The organism is Micromonospora sp. NPDC007271 (assembly GCF_040634005.1).
Lineage (GTDB): Bacteria > Actinomycetota > Actinomycetes > Mycobacteriales > Micromonosporaceae > Micromonospora.
Genome location: NZ_JBEYER010000021.1, coordinates 63,477 through 81,288, shown reverse-complemented (window position 1 = coordinate 81,288; position 17,812 = coordinate 63,477). Strand labels below are relative to the sequence as shown.

At 72.9% G+C, this 17,812-nt stretch carries 13 protein-coding genes; 6 read left to right on the top strand and 7 right to left on the bottom strand.

Annotation, left to right across the window (positions count from 1 at the left end; translation table 11 throughout):
* The first annotated feature begins 36 nt into the window (after positions 1 to 36).
* The gene (locus ABZ570_RS10685; protein WP_358060152.1) at positions 37 to 768 is read left to right on the top strand and encodes an alpha/beta fold hydrolase; all 732 of its coding nucleotides are present in this window, start codon (positions 37 to 39) and stop codon (positions 766 to 768) included.
* Positions 769 to 925: 157 nt separating this feature from the next.
* Here ABZ570_RS10685 and ABZ570_RS10680 read toward each other — a convergent pair whose 3' ends face one another.
* The 4 genes from ABZ570_RS10680 to ABZ570_RS10665 all read right to left on the bottom strand — a co-directional run bounded on the left by ABZ570_RS10680 (position 926) and on the right by ABZ570_RS10665 (position 6,070).
* Positions 926 to 2,641: a CDP-glycerol glycerophosphotransferase family protein gene (locus ABZ570_RS10680; RefSeq protein ID WP_358060146.1), complete on the bottom strand. Its 1,716-nt coding sequence runs from the start codon at positions 2,639 to 2,641 to the stop codon at positions 926 to 928.
* A gap of 30 nt (positions 2,642 to 2,671) precedes the next feature.
* Positions 2,672 to 4,234 carry a bifunctional cytidylyltransferase/SDR family oxidoreductase gene (locus ABZ570_RS10675; RefSeq protein WP_358060143.1) on the bottom strand — a complete coding sequence of 521 codons (1,563 nt, stop codon included), beginning with the start codon at positions 4,232 to 4,234 and terminating at the stop codon, positions 2,672 to 2,674.
* A gap of 137 nt (positions 4,235 to 4,371) precedes the next feature.
* A complete protein-coding gene (locus ABZ570_RS10670) occupies positions 4,372 to 5,172 on the bottom strand; it encodes an ABC transporter ATP-binding protein (RefSeq protein ID WP_358060140.1) in 801 nt (266 codons plus the stop codon).
* Positions 5,165 to 6,070, bottom strand: coding sequence for an ABC transporter permease (locus tag ABZ570_RS10665; RefSeq protein ID WP_358060137.1), 906 nt, complete (start codon positions 6,068 to 6,070; stop codon positions 5,165 to 5,167). The genes ABZ570_RS10670 and ABZ570_RS10665 overlap by 8 nt, the downstream gene beginning before the upstream one ends.
* A 165-nt stretch (positions 6,071 to 6,235) precedes the next feature.
* On the opposite strand from ABZ570_RS10665, the gene ABZ570_RS10660 reads away from it, so the two are divergent.
* The 5 genes from ABZ570_RS10660 to ABZ570_RS10640 all read left to right on the top strand — a co-directional run bounded on the left by ABZ570_RS10660 (position 6,236) and on the right by ABZ570_RS10640 (position 12,593).
* On the top strand, positions 6,236 to 6,868 hold the full coding sequence (locus ABZ570_RS10660; protein ID WP_358060134.1) for a TetR/AcrR family transcriptional regulator: 633 nt from the start codon (positions 6,236 to 6,238) through the stop codon (positions 6,866 to 6,868).
* Between the two features lie 162 nt (positions 6,869 to 7,030).
* The gene (locus ABZ570_RS10655) at positions 7,031 to 8,140 is read left to right on the top strand and encodes a DegT/DnrJ/EryC1/StrS family aminotransferase (protein WP_358060131.1); all 1,110 of its coding nucleotides are present in this window, start codon (positions 7,031 to 7,033) and stop codon (positions 8,138 to 8,140) included.
* The gene (locus ABZ570_RS10650; RefSeq protein WP_358060128.1) at positions 8,137 to 9,177 is read left to right on the top strand and encodes a Gfo/Idh/MocA family oxidoreductase; all 1,041 of its coding nucleotides are present in this window, start codon (positions 8,137 to 8,139) and stop codon (positions 9,175 to 9,177) included. The genes ABZ570_RS10655 and ABZ570_RS10650 overlap by 4 nt, the downstream gene beginning before the upstream one ends.
* Complete coding sequence (locus ABZ570_RS10645; RefSeq protein ID WP_358060125.1) at positions 9,174 to 10,877, top strand: glycosyl transferase family 1; 1,704 nt, start codon at positions 9,174 to 9,176, stop codon at positions 10,875 to 10,877. Before ABZ570_RS10650 ends, ABZ570_RS10645 begins: the two co-directional genes overlap by 4 nt.
* Positions 10,878 to 10,958: 81 nt before the next feature.
* Positions 10,959 to 12,593, top strand: a complete 1,635-nt coding sequence (locus tag ABZ570_RS10640) for a glycosyltransferase family 4 protein (protein WP_358060122.1) — start codon at positions 10,959 to 10,961, stop codon at positions 12,591 to 12,593.
* A 75-nt stretch (positions 12,594 to 12,668) separates the two neighbouring features.
* Here ABZ570_RS10640 and ABZ570_RS10635 read toward each other — a convergent pair whose 3' ends face one another.
* From ABZ570_RS10635 to wecB, 3 genes are read right to left on the bottom strand one after another with little or no spacing between them, the layout of a single operon-like run.
* Positions 12,669 to 14,792, bottom strand: coding sequence for a glycosyltransferase family 1 protein (locus ABZ570_RS10635; protein WP_358060119.1), 2,124 nt, complete (start codon positions 14,790 to 14,792; stop codon positions 12,669 to 12,671).
* Positions 14,789 to 16,195: a glycosyltransferase gene (locus ABZ570_RS10630; protein ID WP_358060116.1), complete on the bottom strand. Its 1,407-nt coding sequence runs from the start codon at positions 16,193 to 16,195 to the stop codon at positions 14,789 to 14,791. Before ABZ570_RS10630 ends, ABZ570_RS10635 begins: the two co-directional genes overlap by 4 nt.
* A 34-nt stretch (positions 16,196 to 16,229) precedes the next feature.
* The gene (gene wecB / locus ABZ570_RS10625; RefSeq protein ID WP_358060113.1) at positions 16,230 to 17,315 is read right to left on the bottom strand and encodes a UDP-N-acetylglucosamine 2-epimerase (non-hydrolyzing); all 1,086 of its coding nucleotides are present in this window, start codon (positions 17,313 to 17,315) and stop codon (positions 16,230 to 16,232) included.
* Between the last annotated feature and the right edge of the window lie 497 nt (positions 17,316 to 17,812).

Sequence of the window (17,812 nt, the reverse complement as noted above, 5' to 3'; positions counted from 1 at the left end):
GGCAACGCTGGTCAGCCGTCCACGCGGAAGGTCAGGGTGGTGGTGCCGAGCTGGACCGGCGAGGTCTGGCTGCCCTGGGCGCCGCTGCTGGAACGCCGCTGGGCGGGGCGCTGGCTCGCCCCCGACCTGGCCGGTCACGGCTGGTCGCCGCCGCTGCCGGCGTACTCCTTCGAGGCCCTCGCGGACCGGGTGGCGGCGGGCCTCGGCCCGGCGGCCGGGCGGCTCGGCCCCCGGGACCGGCTGGTGATCCTCGGGCACTCGCTCGGCGGGGTGGTGGCGCTGGCGCTGGCCGCACGGTCGCGGCGGCTGCCGGTCGACGCGGTGATCGGGCTGGGGATCAAGGTCGCCTGGTCGCCGGCCGAGCTGGACAAGGCCCGCGAGTTGGCCGAACGGCCGGTGACCTGGTTCGCCGGCCGGGACGAGGCGGCCCGCCGGTACCTGCGGGTCGCCCGGCTCGCCGGGCTCTTCGCCCCCGACCACCCGGTGGTGGACGCCGGCCTGCGCCGCGAGGACGGCCGCTGGCGGCTGGCCATGGACCCGGCCGCGTTCGCGGTGGGGGAGCCCCGGCTGCCCGCCCTGCTCGCCGCGACCGACGTGCCGGTGCTGCTGGCCCGGGGCGAGCAGGACCCGATGGTGACCGACGCGCAGCTCAAGGAGCTGGGCGTGCCGGTCGTCACGCTGCCGGGGCTGGGCCACAACGCGCACCTCGAGGACCCCGCCGCCGTCCTCGATCTGCTCGCGCCGTTCGCGGCGCCCGACCGGCCGTGACGTCGCCGCCCCGCAGGCAGGGCGACGACATCACGACCGCGGGCGGCTGTAACCGCGGTGGCGGAGCAGGTACTGAGCGGTGGTGACGTTGGGCCCGGTGGAGCCGTTGCTGAGCAGGGGCCAGGCCGGCGCCGCCGCTTGGGGGAGGTGGGATGGGTCAGGCGGTGGGGTGCAGCGGCGGAGCGTCCCCGGCGACGGCGCCGACGGGGCGTGGGGTCGGCGGGTGCCAGCCCGGTTCGACCTGCTGGCGGGCGGCGTCGAGGAATGCCTCGGCGTACGACTCGGCGGGGAAGTCGCCCAGGTAGCGGGTGCGGGTGGCCCAGCGGGCGGCCGCCTTCGGGTCGGTGTCCAGCAGCTCGGTCAGCACCAGGTCCACGTTGGACATGTCCCGGCACAGCACGTAACCGGAGCCGGCGAGGGGGAACCGCTCGACGAAGTGCTCGCCGTCGGCGCGCATGTCGGTGACCGCGTACGGCTTGCCGGAGTAGAGCCAGTCGGAGATGACCCCGGAGACGTCCGAGATCAGCGCGTCGGCGCGGTTGACGCACTCGGTCAGGGTCAGCTCCCGGCTGGCCGCCGCCCCCCACAGGTGCGCCCGACCGGTCCTCGCCCGGTCCGCCGCCAGCAGCTCGGTGAGCCGGGCCAGCTGCCGGGCCGAGGCCGGGTTCTGCGCGGTGTACGGGTGGGCCCGCAGGATCACCGTGGCGCCCCGGTCCAGCAGTCGCCGGAGCATCGTCTCGGCCACCGGCAGCGAGCAGTAGTTCGCGTCGGCGTGGTGCCCCGTCCAGGTGGGGGTGTAGAGCACGGTCGGGTTCGTCACGCCGTGGGCCGGCTCCCGGCGTACCTCGATCGCCTCCACCTGGGGCCGGCCGACCACGACGAACTTCTCGGCGGGGATCTCCACGCCGGCCCGGGCGTACCGGTCGATCGCCGCCTGGCCGGCCACGAAGATCTTGTCGAAGATCGCCGAGACCGGGTTGGCGCTGGGTGCCTTGTCGCTGTCGCCGTGGTGCAGCTGCACGTGGGTCAGCTGCGAGAAGCGGATGCAGTGGCTGTTCTTCGCGCCGTGGTTGACGTAGAAGGCCGCCCGCACGCTCGGCACCAGCGCCTCGTCCATGGCCTTGATCGTCGGGCAGAAGACCACGGGGGCGCGGGTCGCGGCGGCGATGGTGGGCAGGAACCCCGGCTCCCGCAGCAGGACCACGAACGGGCGGCCGATCCGCTCCAGGTACGGCAGCCACATGGTGACCTGGTACTCCGACCCGGGCGGGGCGGAGAAGTGGAGCACGAACTCGGGCTGGTGCCGGCGCAGCGCCCGGCCCACCGGGCCGCCCCCGGCCGGCGGCCGGAACCGGCGCCGGGCCAGGTCGAGCCCGAGCGCGCCGCAGCCGGCCCCGACCAGCAGGGCGGCGGCCAGCGCCACCCAGGCCGGCAGGGCGAGGCCGGCGGCCACCGCCACCAGGGCGAGCAGCGCCAGCAGCGCGTCGCCGAGCCGGGCGGCGATCACCGGGGCCCAGGTGCGTACCGGAAGGTTGGCCGCCCGGATCTCCAGCGCGCCGGCGTCGCGTAGCGGCCCCACCAGCAGCACCAGGCCGAGCAGCACCAGCGCGGTGGCGACCAGCGCCGGGTCGAAGCCGGAGTCGAGCCGGCGGGCGTAGCCGACCAGGATTCCGGCGGCGACCAGCACCGACTCGGCGACGCCGTCCGCACTCGGCCGGACCCGGCGCTCCCACCCGGCGGCGGCGAGGGCGGCGACCGCGATCGCCAACCCCCAGCCGGTCGCCCCGGTGAGCGCCACCACGAGGAAGGCCAGCACCGCCAGCCCGGTGGTCAGCACCCGGGCGAGCAGCTTCCGGACCAGGTCACCGCGCATCTGGATCGTCCCGTCCCGCTGATCGGCCGGTCAGGCGTCGACGCCGGTGGGCAGCTGCTGCGGCAACTCCAGCTCGGCGCGTCCGGCGTCGCGCCGCGACCCGGAGCCGTCGTCGGACGGGTGCGCGCCGGGCTGCGCGGGCGCCGTGGCGGGCTCGCCGGGTGCCCGGCGGACGTCGATGACCTGGCCGGTCAGGTCGGAGACGAGCACGTCCAGCGAGGCCTGCGCGACGGCCTCGGCGGAGAGCAGGGTGTGCTCCGGCTCCTCGCCGAACGCCCGGGTCCGCATGGGGGTGGCGGTGCGCTCCGGGTTCACGCAGTTGACCCGTACGCCGAACTCGGCCCACTCGTCGGCGAGCGCCTGGGTCAGGTTGACCAGCGCGGCCTTGGTGGCCGAGTAGAGCGCGTAGCGGGCCCGGCCCCGGGTGTACGAGCTGGACGTGTAGAGCAGCAGCTGGCCCTTGGTCTGCTGCAGGTACGGCAGCGACTGCCGGGCGACCGCGACCGGGCCGACGAAGTTGACGTGCAGGAGCCGGTCGATCGTCTCCTCGTCCATCTCCGCGAGGGCGCCCCGCTCCAGGATGCCGGCGGTGACCACCACGTGGTCGATCCGGCCGGTCGCCTCGAAGGCGGTCCTCAGCGCGGCGGCCACGTCCTCGGCCCGCTCCACGTGGGTGCCGGTGGTGGAGCGGCTGAACGGGAACACCTGGGCGCCGTAGCCGCGGGCCAGCTCGGTCAGGTCGTGGCCGATGCCGTAGCTGCCGCCGAAGACCACGATGGTCCGTCCGGTCAGCTCCTCGACGTAGCTGCGGTGGTCGGCCACCCTGGGCGCCTGGGCGGCGGCGAGCTGGAAGAGCTTGTCCGCCAGGTGCACGTCGACCGGGTGGGTGACCTTGATGTTCTCGTCCGATCCCTCGATCACCTTGATCGGCGTGCCGGGCAGGTAGCGCAGCACCACGCCGCAGTCGTCGGTGGCGGCGAAGTCGGGGTCGCCCTCGGCCCGCCGGTACGCCTCCCGGATGGTGCCGGACCGGAACGCCTGCGGGGTCTGGCCCCGGCGCAGGGTGGCGCGGACCGGGATGTCGGTGATGCAGTCGCGCTCGTCGACCTGGATGATCGTGTCGGCCGACGGGATGGCCACGTCCACCGCCGAGTACGTCCACAGGGCGTTCACGCACTCGCGCACGACCCGGGCGCTGACCAGCGGGCGGACCGCGTCGTGGAAGAGGATGTTGACGTCGCCGTCGCCGATCGCGTCCAGCGCGATGCGGGTGGTGGCGTTGCGGGTGTCGCCGCCCTCGATCACCTTGCTGACCTTGCGGAAGCCGGCGTTGGCGACGATCCGCCGGGCCTCCGCCAGGTGCCCGGCGGCCATCAGCACGATGATCTCGTCGATCTCCGGAGCGGCCTCGAAGACCGCCAGGGTGTGCTCGATGATCGGCTTGCCGGCGATCTTCAACAGCTGCTTCGGGATGCCCAGCCCGAGGCGCGTCCCGGTCCCCCCGGCGAGGATCACAGCCACCGTCCGCGCGGGGCGCCAGGGTGCCGGGCTCTCCGGCGCGGCGTCCGGTGCGGTGGTGCGGTCCTGCGTCATTGCCGTTCCTCACTCTGCGGGATGGGGGGTTTACGCCCCGGTGACCGGGTGACGAATTTTGCCGGGGTCGGGATAAACATTAACGCGTACGACAGAGCGCACCGACCGGGCGGACCCGGGCGGTGCGCTCCGGCCGGCTACTTCTGGTTCTCGTACGCGGCGCAGACCTCGTCGGTGGGGCCGTCCATCTTCAGGACGCCGCCCTCCAGCCAGATGGTCCGCTCGCAGGTGTCCCGGATCGAGCTGATGGAGTGGCTGACCAGGAACACCGTGCCGGCGCTCTCGCGCAGTTCGCGCACCCGCTGCTCGCTGCGGGCCCGGAACTTGCGGTCGCCGGTCGCCAGGGCCTCGTCGATGAGCAGCACGTCGTGCTTCTTGGCCGCGGCGATGGCGAAACGCAGCCGGGCGCCCATGCCGGAGGAGTAGGTGCGCATCGGCAGCGAGGCGAAGTCGCCCCGCTCGTTGATCCCGGAGAACTCGATGATCTCCGGAGCCAGCCGCCGGACCTCCTCGGGCGGCATGCCCATGGCCAGGCACCCGAGCACCACGTTGCGCTCGCCGGAGAGGTCGTTGAGCAGGGCCGCGTTCACGCCGAGCAGCGACGGCTGACCCTTGGTGTAGACCGCGCCGCGGGCGGGCGGGAGCAGGCCGGCGATGGCCCGCAGCAGGGTCGACTTGCCGGAGCCGTTGCTGCCGATCAGCCCGACCGCCTCACCCTGGTACGCGGTGAAGCTCACGCCCTTGACCGCGTGCACCTCGCGGATGTTGGGCGCGCTGGTCCGGGACACGATGCGCTTGAGGGCGGAGACCGGGCTGGTGCCGCCGGTGGCACCCTTGTGGATCCGGTAGATCACGTGCACGTCGTCCACCACGACGGTGGGGATCCGCTCGGTGTCCGCGACGGCGGTGCTCACCGCCGGTTGGGTCTGCTCAGCCACGGCCGTACTCCTTCTCTCCGCGCCAGAAGTAGACGAACCCGCCCAGGCCCATGACGACGGCCCAGAACAGCGCCATGAACCACAGCCGCGTCGGCGAGGTCACCAGATGCGCCTGGTTGGAGTCCAGCAGCGAATACCGGGCCAGCTCGATGAAGATCAGCGGCGGGTTCCACTCCAGCAGGGTGGCCGCCCAGTGCGGCAGGTGATCCCGGAACAGGGTCACCGGGTAGAGCACGCCGGAGGCGTACAGCCAGGTCCGCAGCACGAACGGCATGACCTGCTTGAGGTCGGTGATCTTCGAGCCGAGCCGGGCCATCACCATGGTCAACCCGATGTTGAAGACCGTCTGGAGCGCCAGCATGGGCACGATCAGCAACCAGCGGAAGGTCAGCGGCTCGCCGGTCAGCAGCACGATCGCCGCCAGCACCACCATCGACATGAGCAGCTGCTGCAGCTGCACCAGCGTGACGGTGATCGGCAGCGCGGCCCGGGGGAACTGCAGGGCCCGGATCAGGCCCAGGTTGCCGGTGATCGAGCTGGTGCCCTGCAGCGCCGCGCTCTGGGTGAACATGAAAATGAACACACCCGTGCAGAGGTAGGCGATGAAGTTCGGAATGTTCCCCCGGCTCGTCCCGATGATGACGCCGAAGATCAGGTAGTAGACCGCCGCGTTGGTGAGTGGGGTCAGCACCTGCCACAGCTGGCCGAGCTGGGTCTGACTGAACGACGAGGCGACCTTTGCCCGCGAGTACGCGGTCATGAAGTGCCGGTACGCCCACAGCCGGCGGGCATAGTCGGGCAGGGCCGGGCGTTCGCCGGCGATCCGCAGCCCGTACCGCTCGGCGAGCTGGGCGCGGGTCAGCCCGGATTCGGGGTCGGCCACCGCGGTGTTGGCCATGGTCAGGCGCTCCGATCTTTCGTGCCGATGGGGAGCAGTGGGGTTGTGAGACGCGGTGCTGGAGATTGAGCGTGCCCGGGTGGGAAGGGGCCTCGCTGCTGCGTGGAAGGTAGTCCAAAACACGTCGGGACGCAACCGTACCGTCGTTGCGCTACATTGTCCCACGTGACGACCGAGAAGAGGCGTGCCCCGGCCGGCGCGGCGGTGCTGCGCGGGGAGATCACCACGGCCATCCGGGCCGCCGTCATGCAGGAGTTGGCCGAGGTCGGGTATGGCCGCCTCTCAATCGAGGCGGTGGCCCGGCGGGCCGGGGTCAGCAAGACGGCAATCTATCGCCGTTGGCGTTCGAAACTCGACCTGGTGCTGGACATGGTCTCCGCGGTGGCGGGGCGCAACCTGCCCCTGCTGGACACCGGCAGCCTCCTCGGCGACCTGGAGATCCTGCTGCACGTGCTGGCCCGGGCGCTGCAACACCGCCTGGCCTCGCAGATCATCCCCGACCTGCTCGCGGAGGCCGCCCGCACGCCGCAGATCGCCGAGAAGCTCCAGCAGGCCCTCGACGACTACCAGCAGGCCGTCGGGCGGATCCTGATCGGCCGGGCGGTCGAGCGCGGGGAACTGCCGCCGGACGCCGACCGGCGGGCGGCGGTCGACCTGATCGTCGGCCCGGTCTACTGGCGGATGGCCATTTCCCGAGCTCCGCTGGGTGCCGAGGAGGTGCCCCGGCTGGCGTCCGCGATCGTCGCCGCGCTGCGAGTAGCATGCGTGAGGCCTGTCCGCGACGAGGTGGAAGTGTGACCCCCCGGGTGCCGTCGTCCGCGGTCCGACCTCGATGATGAACATCAGGACACAATTGGTCGGACATTCGTTACGAGCGGGTTGTTTCTCGTGAATACGACTACCATCGCCCCGACCCCCGATCCCCCCAAACAGAGCATCGTGTCGACAGGAGGAAGCCCCATGGTTGGGCCGCACCCAGAGTTCATCCCCCCAGCCCGACCGATCATCGGTGAGGCCGAGATCGAGGCGGCTGTCCGGGTGCTGCGGAGCGGCCGGGTCGTGCAGGGCCCGGAAGTCGCGGCGTTCGAGGAGGAGTTCGGCGAGCTGGTCGCCGGCCGGCAGTGCGTGGCCGTCAACTCCGGCACCTCCGCGCTGCAGCTCACCATGATGGCGCTCGGCTTCGGGCCGGGCGACGAGGTCATCGTGCCGTCGTTCTCGTTCGCGGCCACCGCGAACGCGGTCCGGCTGGTCGGCGCCGAGCCGGTCTTCGTGGACATCGAGCCGGGCAGCTTCTGCGTCGACCCGGAGGCGGTCGCCGCCGCGGTCACCCCGCGGACCGTCGCCGTCATGCCGGTGCACCTGTACGGTCACCCGGCCGCGATGGACCAGATCATGGCCATCGCCGAGCGGCACGGCCTGGCCGTCGTCGAGGACGCGGCCCAGGCCCACAGCGCCACCCTGCACGACACCCCGGTCGGCGCCTTCGGCACCGCCGGCTGCTTCAGCTTCTACCCGACGAAGAACATGCACGCCCTGGAGGGCGGCATGGTCACCACCGCCGACCCCGAGCTGGCCCGGACCCTGCGCCTGCTGCGCAACCAGGGCATGGAGCAGCGGTACGCCAACGAGATCGTCGGCGCCAACATGCGGATGACCGACGTGGCCGCCGCCATCGGCCGGGTGCAGCTCACCCAGCTCGCCGAGTGGACCGAGCAGCGCCGGGCGAACGCAAAGTTCCTCGACTCCGCCATCACCGGCATGGTGACCCCGCCGGTGGCCGACGGCGCCAAGCACGTCTACCACCAGTACACGGTCCGGGTGACGGGCAACCGGGACGCCGCCATGGCCCGCCTCACCGAGCTGGGCATCGGCAACGCCGTCTACTACCCGACCCCGATCCACCGGCTCAAGCCGTACCTCACCGAGGACGGCACGCCGGGTCCGTGGGAGCTGCCGCAGACCGAGCGGGCCGCGGCCGAGGTCATCTCCCTGCCGGTGCACCCGTCGCTGAGCCAGGCCGACCTCGACCGGATCGCCGAGGGCGCGAACCTCGCCGGGGGTGCCCGATGAGCGACGGCAGGAGCGGAGGACGGAAGCTGCGTGCCGGCCTGATCGGCCTGGGCGCGATGGGGCGTAACCACGCCCGCGTGCTGTCCAACCTGGACGGTGTCGAGCTGGTCGGCGTCGTCGACCCGGCCGGCGACGTCACCGGCACGCTCCGCGCCCCGGTGGTCCCCGAGCTGGGTGACCTGCTGGCGATGGGCGTCGACTACGCCGTGGTCGCCTGCCCGACCGCGCTGCACGAGCCGATCGGCCTGGAGCTGGCCGCCAACGGGGTGAGCGCGCTGATCGAGAAGCCGCTGGCCCAGTCCGTCGAGGCGGCCACCCGCCTGGTCGAGGCGTTCGAGTCCGCCGGGCTGGTCGCCGGCGTCGGCCACATCGAGCGCTACAACCCGGCGCTGCAGAGCCTGCGTACCCGGCTGGAGGCCGGCGAGCTGGGCGAGGTCTTCCAGGTCGTCACCCGGCGCCAGGGCCCGTTCCCGCACCGGATCGCCGACGTCGGCGTGGTGATGGACCTGGCCACCCACGACATCGACCTCACCGCCTGGGTGACCGGCCGGGAGTACGCCTCGGTGGCCGCCCGGACGGTCTCCCGCAGCGGCCGGCTGCACGAGGACATGGTCGCCGTGGTCGGCCAGCTCTCCGACGGCACGATGGTCAACCACCTGGTCAACTGGCTGAGCCCCCTCAAGGAGCGGTCCACCGTGGTGACCGGTGACAAGGGTTGCTTCGTGGCCGACACGCTCACCGCCGACCTCACCTTCTACGCCAACGCCGCCATCGACACGGAGTGGGAGGCGCTGCGCGCGTTCCGCGGAGTGGCCGAGGGCGACATGGTCCGCTACGCGATCCCGAAGCGCGAGCCGCTGCTCGTCGAGCACGAGCGGTTCCGCGACGCGGTCGAGGGTAAGCAGAGCGACATCGTCACCCTGCGACAGGGTCTGCGGACCGTGCAGGTGGCCGCCGGGCTCCTCGAGTCCGCGTCCGACGGCAAGGTCGTCTCCGTCGCGCCCGCCGGGAGCGACACGGAGCCGGCACTGCGATGAGCCCGGCGCCGGTCCGGCGGACGGTCTCCGCGGTGAAGCGGCGGATTCCCCGGTGGCGCGTCGCGCTCCGCCGGGCCGCCGCTGGCGGGCGGCCCTGGGCACCCGCCTCGGTACGCGAGTTCTGTGAGCTGCCCGCCACCACACCGCTGCTGGTGCATGCCGGCGGGGTCGCGGACGACCGGGCACTCGGCGGCATCATCGACGCCCTGTCCCGGTTGCCGGCCTGGCACCTCGCGCTGGTCCGCGCCGAGGGCGAGCAGGCCGCGGTGCGGGAGCTGGTGCGCCGGGCCGGCAAGGCCGGCGCCCGGGTGCACGAGGTGCCCCGCCCCCGGCGGCTCACGCCCGCGTTCCTCGCCTCGGCGGACCTCGCCGTGTTCGGCTTCGCGGCCGTCCGGGACGATCGACCGCTGGTGGCGGCCGTCCTCGACGCGTACCGGGCGGCCGGGCTGCCGATCGTGGCGGGCAACGCGCGAGCGGTGCGTGAGCACCTCGCCCGGCACGGCACCGCGGAATTCTTCGCCCCCGGGTCGGTGCCCTCGTTCGCGAAGGCCGTCGAGCGGGCGCGGGAACCCGCCCCGCCGCCGGCGGACGTGGCGGGGGAGCCCCAGCCGACGGCCGTACCCCCGGTCGAGGCCGGCACACCCGGCGGCTGGCGGCCGCTGGGCGCCGGGCCGGTGCGGCTGGGCATGGGCACCGCCAACTACGCCGGTCAGCTCTCCGCCATGGCGGCCGCGATCAGCGCCGCCCGGCCGGACGTCGGCATCGAGCTGGTGGTCGCCAAGCCACCGACCTCGTACCGCTACCCGGCGGACCGTTACCTGCACTTCCCGGCCGAGCACCAGCTCGACGTGCAACTGTGGCAGACGCGCCGGGTGCTCGGCGGGTACACCCACCTGATCGTCGACGCCTTCCGGCCCGTGCTCGGCCGGCTCAACGGTGAAGACATCGCGGCCGACCTGCCCGCGCTGGGCCGGGCCCGGATCAAGGTGGCGTTGCTGGCGCACGGCAGCGAGATCCGCCACCCGGGCGCCCACCTGGACCGGCACGCCGAGTCGGCCTTCCGGGACGCCCCCGTGGAGCTGCGGGACCGGCTCACGGTGGTGGCCGAGCGCAACCGGCGTACCGCGCAGGAGAGCGGCCTGCCGCTCTTCGTGACCACCCCCGACCTGCTGGACGACGTGCCCTTCGCCACGTGGGCGCCGCTGGTGGTCGACGTCGACGCGTGGACCTGCGACCGCCCGGTGCTGGAGCGGCCCCGCCCGGTGCTGCTGCACGCCCCGTCGAACCGCTGGACCAAGGGCACCGATCGGCTGCTGCCCCAGTTGCAGGACCTGCACGACCGACGAATGATCGAACTGCGACTGGTGGAGGGGCTGCCGTACCACGAGATGCGCCGCCTGGTGCAGGAGGCCGACATCGTCGTCGACCAGCTCGTGATCGGCAGCTACGGCACCTTCTCCTGTGAGGCGATGGCCGCCGGGAAGGTGGTCGTGGCATACCTCAGCGAGAGCGTGCACCAGGTTGTCGGCGTCCAGCCCCCGATCACCACCGCGACGCCCGCCACCCTGGCCAAGGCGATCGAGTCGCTGCTCGACGACCGTCGTGCGGCGATCGCGCTGGCCGCGGCCGGGCCAGATTACGTCCGAGAACATCACGACGGCAGACGCACCGCCGCCGTCTTCGACGCGTTCCTCCGGTGACCGGTCGCCGGTCGTCCGCCGACGACCACCCGGGAACCCGGTCCGCCCGCCCAACACCCGTCAACGAGGAGAAAGCACCAGATGCAGGCTGACGTGCGTACCGACGCCCGACCGACCCGGGGGCGGGTGGTGATGCTGGTCGACAACGGGGTCCACGGCGACTCCCGGGTGCAGAAGGCGGCCCGGTCCGCCGCCGAGGCCGGGTGGGAGGTGATCCTGGTCGGCATCCTGAAGGGTGCCGCCACCGAGGAGACCTGGCGGATCGGCGACGCGGAGGTCCGGCTGATCAGGGTGCCGCGGCGGATCCCGCACCCGGTCACCTACCGCCGCGCGCTGCTGCGTCGCCCGTTGGCGTACAAGCCGGGGCCGGAGTCGAAGCGGAAGCTGAACAAGCTCAAGGCCCGGCGGGACGACCTCAACTTCCGGCTCTCCGAGATCAAGGTCGCCCGGAGCAAGGGCGGGCCGCGCTGGGCGGAACTGGCCGGCAAGGCCCGGCTGGCCGCGCCGTACTTCGTCAACAAGGCGATGTTCCAGTGGGTCAAGCTCCGCTCCGCGGAACTGAAGCGCCTCCAGGCGCGGCAGCAGGACCCGAACGCCTGGTTCGACCGGGCGGCCCTGCGGTTCTGGCAGGGCCTGCACGGCGATCGGGCCTGGCGCCGCCTCGACCCGGAGCTGTGGGACTTCGAGCTGGCCTTCGCCCCGGTCGTCGACGAGTTGCAGCCGGACCTCATCCACGCCCACGACTTCCGGATGCTCGGCGTGGGCGCGCGGGCCGTGATGCGGGCCCGGGCGGGCGGACGCGACGTCAAGCTGGTCTGGGACGCCCACGAGTTCGTGCCGGGCATCATCGGACGGCCCACGAACCTGCGCTGGCTGCCCGCCCAGATCGCGTACGTGCGCGAGCACGCGCCCTACGCCGACGCCGTCATCACCGTCTCCTCGACCCTGGCCGACCTGCTGCGCGAGACGCACGACCTGCCCGAGCAGCCGGCGGTGGTGTTGAACGCCCCGCCCGCCGCGCTCACTCCGGAGCAGCGCGCCCTGCCGGTGCCGGACATCCGGGCGCTCTGCGGCATCGACGCGGCGACGCCGCTGCTGGTCTACTGTGGTGGGATCAACCCCTCGCGCGGCGTGGACATCATGATCCGGGGCCTTACCCGGCTGCCGGACGCGCACGTCGCGCTCGTGTCGGTGCACCCCAACGGCAAGGTGCCGATCATGTACGAGCTGGAGAAACTCGCCGCCGAGCTGGGCGTGGCCGACCGGGTGCACCTGCTGCCGTACGTGCCGCACTGGCAGGTGTCCGCCTTCGTGGCCCCCGCCGACCTCGGTGTCATCCCGATCCACCACAAGCCGAACCACGAGCTGGCGCTGATCACCAAGTTCTTCGAGTACGCGCACGGCCGGCTGCCGATGGTGGTGAGCGACGTCAAGACCATGGCCGAGGCGACGCAGGCCACGGGCCAGGGTGAGGTCTTCCGGGCCGAGGACCTGGACGACTACCTGCGGGCCGTCCGCGCGGTGCTGGCCGACCCGCAGGGATACCGGTCGGCGTACGACCGGCCGGGCGTGCTGGACCAGTGGACCTGGGAGGCGCAGGCAGGGGTGATGGACGAGGTCTACACCCGCCTGCTGCCGGAGCACCCGAAGGCGCAGACGTCGTCGGGCACCGCCCCGGCCGTCCCCGCGCAGCGGTCCGCCGTGCCGGTCCGCTGACCGGCGGTACGACGATGAAAGGGCCCGGCCGATCGGCCGGGCCCTTTCATCGTGCGCGGGATCGCGCCGGACGGCTCAGTCGTCCAGCAGCAGCCGGTCGTAGCCGGACTGGGTGACCGACCAGTCCCAGGTCTTCAGCGCGTGCTCGGACGCGGCCCGGCCGGTCTCCCGCCACCGCTCCTCGGTGGCGGTGGCGGCCAGGATCCGCTCCGCCGCCTCCTCCGGCGTGCCGACCAGCCAGTCGGCGGGGAAGAGGGTCCGGGCGCCATGCGGCTTACCGGCGAAGAACGGCCAGTCCCGCACCACCGGCACCGCCCCGCTGGCCGCACCCTCCACCAGGCCGCAGTGGAAGCTCTCCCGCACCGAGGTGCTGAGGATGACGCCGACCTCCTCGAGCGCGGCCGGGACGTCGTCGGTCTGCCCGTACCGGCGCACCGCGCCGAGCGGCTCCAGCTCGGTGAGGTCCTTGCTGAGCAGCTTGCCGTAGTCCTTCGCCGGCTTGCTGGTGCGGTTGTTGAAGTCGCTGCCGATCAGGGTCAGGCGATACCGCTCGTCCCGCTCGCGCAGCTTCCGGAGCACCTCGATCGCCCAGCGCGGATCCTTGGCTACCGAGCTGAATCCGACCATGCCCAGGGTGAAGCGGGCGTCGGCGGACTTCGCCCGGGGGTAGCGCTGCAGGTCCATCGCGTTGTCGACGACCCAGAGGCGGGGGCCGCCCGCCTCAGCGAGCTGCGGCAGCACCGCCGTGGACAGGTCCCGCAGGTGCTCGGAGACGAAGACGACGTCGTCGACCCGGGAGAAGTCCACCAGGTGCGGCCAGAAGTTGAACGCCTCGAAGCTGTGCAGCCGGACGATGATCCGGGCGGTGCCCGGGTCGTGCAGGGTGAACAGCGCCGCCGTGGCCTGGCACCAGTCGACGAAGATGGTGTCCGCCCAGTCCAGATGCGGCCGCAGCCACTCCTCGATCTTGGCGCCGTACGACGACTCGCCCGCCAGCAGGTGCTCCATCACGGCGCTGCCGCTGAGCGCCAGCGGGCGCGTCACCGGGTCCTCGTAGAGATCCAGGAAGCGGACCTCCACGTTCGGCATCGCCCGGTAACGCTCCAGGATCTCCGGCAGGAAGTTGTCGTTGATCAGCGTGGTGACAAGCAGGCGCAGCGGCCGGTCGGTGGGCGCCGGGGCGGCCGGGGCAAGCCGGCCCCGCGGCCCGGACAGCTTCCGCGCTGCCGCGCTGGCCCGGAACGGCGCCAGGAACGCGTCCGGGTCCTCGCTCATCGGCGACGTGAGCCGGTCGAAGTGCAGCACCCGGTTGGAGGCCAGGCTCCAGGCCTTGGAAACCGCTGCGGCGGCCTGCGTGGCGTTCTTGGGCAGCAGGCTGTCCGCCAGCACCAACTGGGCCTCGATCGCCTCGTGCAGGCCGGTCGGGACGTGGCCGAGGGCCAGCTCGGACTGCGCCGCCTTGGTCAGCACGTCCGCGCGGGTACGGGCGCTGCTGATCCGGTTCACGGCGGCGGAGGCGGCGCGGGCGGCAACGGCCGGGCGGCCGGCGCGTACCGCGCTGTCGTGCAGCCGGACGGCGAGCTTGCTGCGGAATCGGTCCGGGACCCGGGGCGCTGCCACGGCGCGGGTCCAGAACCAGGCACCGGCCGGGTTGCTCATCACCGTCTGACCGGTGGCTTTCCGGAACGTGGTCCGGGCGGTCTGCACCGCCGCCCGCTTGGCGCCCCGGGCACCGATACCGGCGGCCGCGGCCACCTGCCGCTCTAGGCGCTTGCCCACCGACTCGCTCCGGGCCGAGTCCAGCGCCCGCTGTGCGGGTACGAGCCCATAGCAGGCGCCGGCCCGGGTGTTGCGCTGCGCCATCTCCCACACCGTGTGCACCGCGCGGGCGTCGAGGGCCACCAGCAGGTCGGCCTTCCGGTATCGCTGCCGCAGCCAGGCGTTGTGCCGCGCGTGCAGCCACGGCTTCCGGTTGGCCTGCGCCCGTCCGAGCGCCTTGCGGAACCGGGCGTCCCGCTTCTCAGCGGGTACGGCGAAGGTACGGACCTCCGCCAGCGCCGGGTCGATCGGCAGCTCCGCGCTGTCGAAGAAGCAGGCCACGGTGACGGTGGCACCCCGGCTGCGGAAGCGCTCCAGCGCCTCGACCAGGACGGCGGGCTGCTTCGGAGCGGCACTGGCCACGATGAGCACGGTGGTCACGGTTGGACATCTCCCGTCGAAGCGGTCGCGGCCGGGGCGGGACGACCGGCCGGGCGGACGAGCTCGGTGAGGTGCCGGACGGCCGGCGCGAGCACGGCCGGCCGGGCGAAGCGGCGGGCCAGCTCGCGCGCGGCGGCCCGGTCCGCGTCGGTCGCCTTGACGGCCATCCGGGCGGCCTCCGAGAAGGTGTCGGCGAGGCGGTGTGGGTCCAGGCCGACCGCGCCGGTCCAGAGTGGATGTCCGGCCAGGACGTTCGTCGCGTCGTGGGCGACGTCGTGGGCGGAGAGCACGGGCAGGCCGGTGGCCATGAACTCGTACACCTTGCCGGAGGTGACGAAGCGACCGCCGACCAGCATCAGGACCAGTGCGTCCCACGAGCCGTAGGTGGCCGCCAGCTCCGCCTTCGGCACCGGGCCGCCGAAGCTGACGCCGTCGACCGCGGCCTCCTTGAGCAGGTCCATGTGCCGGTTGGCCTCCCGCGCCGGCCCGGCGCCGATGTGGCCCCGCACCTCGAACCGGGAGCGGGCCACCAACGGGTCGTTCCGCCGCGCGATCCGCCAGCCCTCGAGCACCGACTCGAGGAACGCCGGCGTGAAGTTGACCGAACCGAGGTAGCCGAAGGTCAGCCCAGCGTCCGGGTCGGGCGAGCGGCCGGTGACGTCGGGGAGGCTGTCCTCGTCGTAGCCGTTGCGCACGACGTGCACCCGCTCCGCGAGGTGCGGGTAGCGCTCCCGGTAAAAGTCGGCGATCGGGTCGTTGACGCACCAGACGGCTGTCGCCTGCTCGAGCACCTTGGACTCCCACCGGCCGGAGACCGAGTCCCGGGTGAAGGCCTCGCCGCCGCCGATCACGTCCAGCGACCAGCCGTCCCGGAAGTCGACCGCGTAGGGGACCTTGTGCTCCTCCCAGAGCTTCCATGCGGCGGCCAGGTTCACGTACGGGGCGCAGGAGGCGAGCAGCAGGTCGGCCTGGCGCTCCCGGTGCAGCCGCAGCACGGCGTTCTCCAGCTCGTACCGCCAGCCGCCGAAGACCGGCTCGGGGAAGACCTTCTGCTCCCGCTGCCGCAGCCGTTTGATCCAGCCCGCCGGGTCGAGCGAGCGCTCCTCGGAGAAGGCCCGGATGTCGGTCTCCAGGTCCTGCCGGATCAGCGGCAGCTCGACCACCTTGACCCGCGGGTCGACCTTCTCTGAGAGGGTGTGGTCCAGGCCGTACTCCCGCTCCCAGGCTTCCTGACAGATGGTGATGACGGTGATGTCCCAGCCTAGGGCGACGAACTGGTTCGCCGTCTCGCGCAGCCGGTAGGCGCTGCTCTTCGCCGCAGGCGGGAAGCCGATGGCCAGGTAGATGGCGTGCGGCCGCTGCCCGCCGCCGGACCGGGGGAGTGGGACAACTCGATTGCTCATCACAAGTGACCGATCGTGAGGAGGGGACGCGCCGTCATGCCAGGTGCCGTCGCAGCGTCTCGGCGACCCGGTGGGCCGCCCGGCCGTCGCCGTAGGGGGTGCCGCGGGGCGCGTCCGGGGCGGGACGGGTCGCGGTGGTCGTCCACTGCGCGCCCAGCTCGCGCGGATCCGGCACCAGCACGTTCCACCCGCCCTCGAGCGTCTCCACCCACTCCGTCTCGGTGCGCAGCGTGGTGCACGGGCGATCCAGGAGGTACGCCTCCTTCTGCAGGCCGCCCGAGTCGGTGACCACTCCGACGGAGCCGAGCACCGCCGCCACCATGCCGGCGTAAGGCAGCGGACGACCGACGTGCAGGGCCTCGCGGGACAGCTTCAGCCCGTACGCCTCGGCCCGGGCGAGCAGCCGCGGATGGGCCAGCAGCGCGACCGGCACCGGCAGGTCGGCCAGCGCGTCGAGCAGCGCCGCGAGCCGCTCCGGGTCGTCCGTGTTCTCCGCGCGGTGCAGGGTGGCCAGCAGGTACGGCGCGTCCGGGTCGATCCCCTCGGGTAGGGCCGGCCGGGGCTGGCCGCCGCGGGTCACGTCGTCGCGCACCCGCAGGCAGACGTCCACCATCACGTCGCCCACCAGGACCGACCGGGCGGCCAGGCCCTCCGTGGCGAGGTGCCGCATCGCCTCGTCGGTGGGCGCGAGTAGCAGGTCGGCGGCGTGGTCGGTGAGCACCCGGTTGTGCTCCTCCGGCATCCGCCGGTTGAACGAGCGCAGCCCGGCCTCCAGGTGGGCCACCGGCAGGTGCTGTTTCACCGCCGACAGCGTCCCCGCCAGGGTGGAGTTGGTGTCGCCGTAGACGAGGACCCAGTCGGGCCGCCCGGCGGCGAGCACCGGGTCCAGCGCGGCCAGGGTGTTCCCGGTCTGCACGCCGTGGGTGCCGGAGCCGATGCCCAAGTGCACGTCCGGGTCGGGGATGCCGAGGCCGGAGAAGAAGACGTCGGACAGGTCGGCGTCGTAGTGCTGCCCGGTGTGCACGATCACGTGCTCGCACCCGTCCTCGGCGAACGCCGCCGCGATGGGTGCCAGCTTCACCAACTGCGGTCGGGCGCCGACGATGCTGACGACCTTCACTACCTGACTCCTCGGTATCGGTGACCGGACGACGGACGGACCTGGCGCTGCCGCCTGCGGCAGGGGCCGGAGACGGTGCTCACCTCGACCGACCGGGAGCGGCCCCGGCCGGAACGGCTGCTGAGCTGTCGGGCGCCGGGCCCTGACGGGCACGGGGACGACCACGGCGGACGGCTACGCCCACCGACGCCTCGAAGACGTCCTTGCTGGCCGCGGTTGCCCGGAGGGCGGGCGACGGCCCTTGGAATAGTAGTGCCCCGGCCGGCGCCGGACGACGCACGTGGTCGCCGCCGGGATGCTCCGGCGCCGAACGCTGGCGGAAGCTTCCGGTCATCGGCGCCGCCGGGGGTCGGACGACGACGAGCAGCGTTTTACGGGACACAACGCACAACCCTAACCGACCGTGCCGGACCGCCGGGTCTCCGCGCTGGGCCCGGGTGGTTGTGGCGGAGCCGCTGCACCGCCCGCACCGGCGGCAGGCCGGGCACCGGGTCCGG

Excerpts from the sequence above, each read along its gene's own strand:
- ABZ570_RS10680 (WP_358060146.1), bottom strand. The coding sequence starts at position 2,641 with ATGCGCGGTGACCTGGTCCGGAAGCTGCTCGCCCGGGTGCTGACCACC.
- ABZ570_RS10675 (WP_358060143.1), bottom strand. The coding sequence starts at position 4,234 with ATGACGCAGGACCGCACCACCGCACCGGACGCCGCGCCGGAGAGCCCG.
- ABZ570_RS10665 (WP_358060137.1), bottom strand. The coding sequence starts at position 6,070 with ATGGCCAACACCGCGGTGGCCGACCCCGAATCCGGGCTGACCCGCGCC.
- ABZ570_RS10655 (WP_358060131.1), top strand. The coding sequence starts at position 7,031 with ATGGTTGGGCCGCACCCAGAGTTCATCCCCCCAGCCCGACCGATCATC.
- ABZ570_RS10650 (WP_358060128.1), top strand. The coding sequence starts at position 8,137 with ATGAGCGACGGCAGGAGCGGAGGACGGAAGCTGCGTGCCGGCCTGATC.
- ABZ570_RS10645 (WP_358060125.1), top strand. The coding sequence starts at position 9,174 with ATGAGCCCGGCGCCGGTCCGGCGGACGGTCTCCGCGGTGAAGCGGCGG.
- ABZ570_RS10640 (WP_358060122.1), top strand. The coding sequence starts at position 10,959 with ATGCAGGCTGACGTGCGTACCGACGCCCGACCGACCCGGGGGCGGGTG.
- ABZ570_RS10630 (WP_358060116.1), bottom strand. The coding sequence starts at position 16,195 with ATGAGCAATCGAGTTGTCCCACTCCCCCGGTCCGGCGGCGGGCAGCGG.